Consider the following 5685-nt stretch of genomic DNA (forward strand, 5'->3'; position numbering starts at 1 on the left):
TTTGTGTGTGGTTGCGGGAGTAGGATTTGAACCTACGACCTTCAGGTTATGAGCCTGACGAGCTACCGGGCTGCTCCATCCCGCGGCACCAAGGGGTTGGGATCAGGGTTTCGGGGGGAGCGCAGTGCTCCGCCAGGCCGGGAGGCCGCCGTGCCTTATCGGCGCGGAAGCCAAGGTCGCGGGAGCGACCGCCGGCGCCTGAGGCCAACAAACAGAGTGAATGGGTTTCCCGACGAAGCACAAGCTGCAATGCCTGGCGGCGACCTACTCTTCCATCGCTTAAGCGATAGTACCATCGGCGCTGTCTGGTTTCACGGCCGAGTTCGGGATGGGATCGGGTGGGTCACAGACGCTATAGCCACCAAGCAATGAAGCTTGTGCTGCGGCAGGTTTTTCAAATCGGTGCACCAAGGCAAGACGATCATCCGATCATCGACAGTACAATGCTGTCGTTGATGGTGGGACTCATCAAGCGCGAATAGGACAATTAGGACCGGTTAGCTCCATGCGTTACCGCACTTCCACATCCGGCCTATCAAGGTCGTGGTCTTCGACCGTCCTAAGAAATCTTATCTCGAGGGAGGCTTCCCGCTTAGATGCTTTCAGCGGTTATCCCGTCCATACATAGCTACCCTGCTGCGCCGTTGGCACGACGACAGGTACACCAGAGGTATGTTCAACCCGGTCCTCTCGTACTAGGGTCAACTCCTCTCAAATTTCGACGCCCACGGCAGATAGGGACCAAACTGTCTCGCGACGTTCTGAACCCAGCTCACGTACCACTTTAATTGGCGAACAGCCAAACCCTTGGGACCTGCTCCAGCCCCAGGATGTGATGAGCCGACATCGAGGTGCCAAACAACCCCGTCGATATGAGCTCTTGGGGGTTATCAGCCTGTTATCCCCGGCGTACCTTTTATCCGTTGAGCGATGGCCCTTCCACGAGGGACCACCGGATCACTATGACCGACTTTCGTCTCTGCTCGACTTGTCAGTCTCGCAGTCAGGCTGGCTTATGCCATTGCACTCTAACAGTCGGTTTCCAACCGACCTGAGCCAACCTTCGCGCGCCTCCGTTACTCTTTAGGAGGCGACCGCCCCAGTCAAACTACCCGCCACAGAGGGTCCCTGATCCAGTTTCATGGATCGAGGTTAGACATTAAAAAACAACAGGGTGGTATTTCACCTATGGCTCCACACCGGCTGGCGCCAATGCTTCAAAGCCTCCCACCTATGCTACACAGTTATTTTCCAATGCCACTCTGAAGCTGCAGTAAAGGTGCACGGGGTCTTTCCGTCTAACCGCGGGTACTCCGCATCTTCACGGAGAATTCAATTTCGCTGAGCATGTCCTGGAGACAGTGGGGAAGTCGTTACGCCATTCGTGCAGGTCGGAACTTACCCGACAAGGAATTTCGCTACCTTAGGACCGTTATAGTTACGGCCGCCGTTTACCTGGGCTTCATTTCGGAGCTTGCACCCCTCCACTTAACCTTCAGGCACCGGGCAGGCGTCAGACCCTATACGTCGTCTTGAAGCCGACTTAGCAGAGCCCTGTGTTTTTGCTAAACAGTCGCTACCCCCTGGCCTGTGCCCCCTCATACTGCTTGCGCAATGTGAGGGCCTCCTTCTTCCGAAGGTACGGAGGCAATTTGCCGAGTTCCTTCAGGACACTTCTCTCAAGCGCCTTGGTATACTCTACCTGACCACCTGTGTCGGTTTCGGGTACGGTCTATACGGTGGGGCTATTTCCCGGGACAGCTTCGAAGCATGCTCAATCCGTTAAGAGCATACAACACACGCCATCCGTCACACACCACCAGGCCCACGAATATTAACGTGGTTCCCATCGACTACCCCCTTCGGGCTCGTCTTAGGGGCCGGCTCACCCTGCGCGGATTAGCCTTGCGCAGGAACCCTTGGTCTTTCGGCGAAAGGGCATCTCACCCTTTTTATCGCTACTCATGTCTGCATTCGCACTTCCGATACCTCCACGACCCATTACCAGATCGCTTCACAGGCTTACGGAACGCTCCGCTACCGCGTGGATAAATCCACACCCTAAGCTTCGGTGCACGTCTTGAGCCCCGTTACATCTTCGCCGCAGGAACCCTTATTTAGACCAGTGAGCTGTTACGCTTTCTTTAAAGGATGGCTGCTTCTAAGCCAACCTCCTGGTTGTTTTGGGATTCCCACATGCTTTCCCACTTAGACGTGACTTGGGGACCTTAGCTGTAGGTCAGGGCTGTTTCCCTTTTGACGACGGACCTTAGCACCCGCCGTCTGTCTCCCGGATATCACTCCTAGGTATTCGGAGTTTGGTTAGAATTGGTAGATCTCGCGACCCCCGCATCCATCCAGTGCTCTACCCCCTAGGGTGTTCATCCGAGGCACTACCTCAATAGTTTTCGCGGAGAACCAGCTATTTCCCGGCTTGATTGGCCTTTCACCCCTAAACACAACTCATCCGGTAACTTTTCAACGTTAATCGGTTCGGACCTCCAGTGGGTGTTACCCCACCTTCATCCTGGTCATGCCTAGATCGCCGGGTTTCGGGTCTAATACATCAAACTAAATCGCCCTATTCAGACTCGCTTTCGCTGCGCCTACACCTATCGGCTTAAGCTTGCTTGATACATTAAGTCACAGACCCATTATGCAAGAGGTACGCGGTCACCCCATAAAGAGGCTCCCACTGCTTGTAGGCAATCGGTTTCAGGTACTGTTTCACTCCCCTCATCGGGGTGCTTTTCACCTTTCCCTCACGGTACTAGTTCGCTATCGGTCGCATACGAGTATTTAGGCTTGGAGGGTGGTCCCCCCATGTTCAGACAGGATTACACGTGTCCCGCCCTACTCGAGTCTTCTAACATCACTTTCGCATACGGGACTGTCACCCGCTATGGTCAGCCTTTCCAGACTGTTCTGCTAGTTGAATTAGAAGCACTGGCCTGGTCCGCGTTCGCTCGCCACTACTAACGGAATCTCGGTTGATGTCTTTTCCTCCGGTTACTGAGATGTTTCAGTTCGCCGGGTTCGCTTCACGAAGCCTATTTTATTCAGCTAAGTGATACCTTTTTCCAATTACTCCGTCCGTCATCTCTGACGGGCGAAATAATCGGATTAGGTGGGTTTCCCCATTCGGAAATCGTGGGATCAAAGCTTGCTCACAGCTCCCCCACGCTTATCGCAGCGTGCCACGTCCTTCATCGCCTGTATGCGCCAAGGCATCCACCAATTGCCCTTACCTCACGCTTGAGAGTCCACACCACCAACGACAACACTGGATCGGTCAAAGACCGACACGAAACTCGGCAGAGCAGTGCAGCGCAGTATCTTGGTGTGGATGATAATCTCAGCCTTGGTTGGAAGCTTCCCATCATTGGCGGTCAACCAGATGGGAGTTTTGTGCTTCCGATTTGTTCCGGCGCCCGCTTCCAGTCCGAAGACCGAAAACCAACGCCGTCACGGCATCGATTTGAAAAACCCATTCACAATGTCAAAAAGCTCGCGGGGCCAGCCCGCAATACTGCTCGCGAAGAGCAGATCTCGTTGCTTCATCATTCGGATATTGGTCAGCATCAGCCTGGGCTGGTGGAGCCTGTCGGGATCGAACCGACGACCTCAAGCTTGCAAAGCTAGCGCTCTCCCAACTGAGCTAAGGCCCCGTCTGGCGCGCCTGCCGGCTAGCCACATGCCTGGCCATGGTGGGCCGAGTAGGAGTTGAACCTACGACCTCACGCTTATCAGGCGTGCGCTCTAACCACCTGAGCTACCGGCCCCCATGCCATGCCCGGCTGACCCATAAAGGGCCGCAGGCGGCGTGAGCCAGCTCAGGCTATCGTGCCCTGAGGCACGATATCCGATGATGAAGGGACATGAGGACGGCGGCTATGTTCTTTGGAATGGGAGGAAGCTCTTCCCCAGCCTTAGCCGGAGCGCTTTCCGCCGCTATCCTTAGAAAGGAGGTGATCCAGCCGCAGGTTCCCCTACGGCTACCTTGTTACGACTTCACCCCAGTCGCTAAGCCCACCGTGGTCGCCTGCCTCTCTTGCGAGTTAGCGCAACGCCTTCGGGTGAACCCAACTCCCATGGTGTGACGGGCGGTGTGTACAAGGCCTGGGAACGTATTCACCGCGGCATGCTGATCCGCGATTACTAGCGATTCCGCCTTCATGCTCTCGAGTTGCAGAGAACAATCCGAACTGAGACGGCTTTTGGAGATTAGCGCACTCTCGCGAGTTTGCTGCCCACTGTCACCGCCATTGTAGCACGTGTGTAGCCCAGCGCGTAAGGGCCATGAGGACTTGACGTCATCCCCACCTTCCTCCGGCTTATCACCGGCGGTTCCTTTAGAGTCCCCAACTAAATGATGGTAACTAAAGGCGAGGGTTGCGCTCGTTGCGGGACTTAACCCAACATCTCACGACACGAGCTGACGACAGCCATGCAGCACCTGTGTTCCAGTCCCCGAAGGGAAGAGATCCATCTCTGGAAATCGTCCGGACATGTCAAACGCTGGTAAGGTTCTGCGCGTTGCTTCGAATTAAACCACATGCTCCACCGCTTGTGCAGGCCCCCGTCAATTCCTTTGAGTTTTAATCTTGCGACCGTACTCCCCAGGCGGATAACTTAATGCGTTAGCTGCGCCACCCAAGCACCAAGTGCCCGGACAGCTAGTTATCATCGTTTACGGCGTGGACTACCAGGGTATCTAATCCTGTTTGCTCCCCACGCTTTCGCACCTCAGCGTCAATACCAGTCCAGTGAGCCGCCTTCGCCACTGGTGTTCTTCCGAATATCTACGAATTTCACCTCTACACTCGGAATTCCACTCACCTCTCCTGGATTCAAGCGATGCAGTCTCAAAGGCAGTTCTGGAGTTGAGCTCCAGGCTTTCACCTCTGACTTACAAAGCCGCCTACGTGCGCTTTACGCCCAGTAATTCCGAACAACGCTAGCTCCCTCCGTATTACCGCGGCTGCTGGCACGGAGTTAGCCGGAGCTTATTCTCCCGGTACTGTCATTATCATCCCGGGTAAAAGAGCTTTACAACCCTAAGGCCTTCATCACTCACGCGGCATTGCTGGATCAGGCTTTCGCCCATTGTCCAATATTCCCCACTGCTGCCTCCCGTAGGAGTCTGGGCCGTGTCTCAGTCCCAGTGTGGCTGATCATCCTCTCAGACCAGCTAAAGATCGTCGCCTTGGTGAGCCTTTACCTCACCAACTAGCTAATCTTACGCGGGCTCATCCCTGGGCGATAAATCTTTGGTCTTACGACATCATCCGGTATTAGCACGCCTTTCGGCGAGTTATTCCGAACCCAAGGGCAGATTCCCACGCGTTACGCACCCGTGCGCCACTAGACCCGAAGGTCTCGTTCGACTTGCATGTGTTAGGCATGCCGCCAGCGTTCGTTCTGAGCCAGGATCAAACTCTCAAGTTTGATGTTCCATGCCACTGAGCCGGAATGTGCCCAGCAGCACAGCTCATTTCTAGGAGCCGTTCCTGCACAATTCTTCACGTATGGAAACGTGTAAGGACATGTTGCAGATCTCATCGGCCAAAACCAACAAGACCCTGGAACGGCTTGACTTTATCTGAGTATCCGACGCCTAGAAGCCGCCAGAACCCAGGGCCGCCGCCCACATGTCCCTTCATCTAAATCACTATGTCAAAGAGC

At 54.9% G+C, this 5685-nt stretch carries 3 tRNA genes and 3 rRNA genes; all 6 read right to left on the bottom strand.

From position 1 onward, the window contains the following. Positions 1-8: 8 nt before the first annotated feature. Positions 9-85, bottom strand: a tRNA-Met gene (locus FHR20_RS22615). A 166-nt stretch (positions 86-251) separates the two neighbouring features. Next, positions 252-366, bottom strand: a 5S ribosomal RNA gene (gene rrf, locus FHR20_RS22620). A 101-nt stretch (positions 367-467) separates the two neighbouring features. Then, a 23S ribosomal RNA gene (locus FHR20_RS22625) occupies positions 468-3258 on the bottom strand. 334 nt (positions 3259-3592) lie between these two features. After that, positions 3593-3668 (bottom strand) — tRNA-Ala (locus FHR20_RS22630). 37 nt (positions 3669-3705) lie between these two features. Then, positions 3706-3782: transfer RNA gene (locus FHR20_RS22635), tRNA-Ile, on the bottom strand. 179 nt (positions 3783-3961) lie between these two features. After that, positions 3962-5448, bottom strand: a 16S ribosomal RNA gene (locus FHR20_RS22640). Together the 16S, 23S and 5S rRNA genes with 3 tRNA genes alongside form the textbook arrangement of a ribosomal RNA operon. Between the last annotated feature and the right edge of the window lie 237 nt (positions 5449-5685).

This window comes from Sphingomonas leidyi (genome assembly GCF_011761945.1).
GTDB lineage: Bacteria > Pseudomonadota > Alphaproteobacteria > Sphingomonadales > Sphingomonadaceae > Sphingomonas > Sphingomonas leidyi.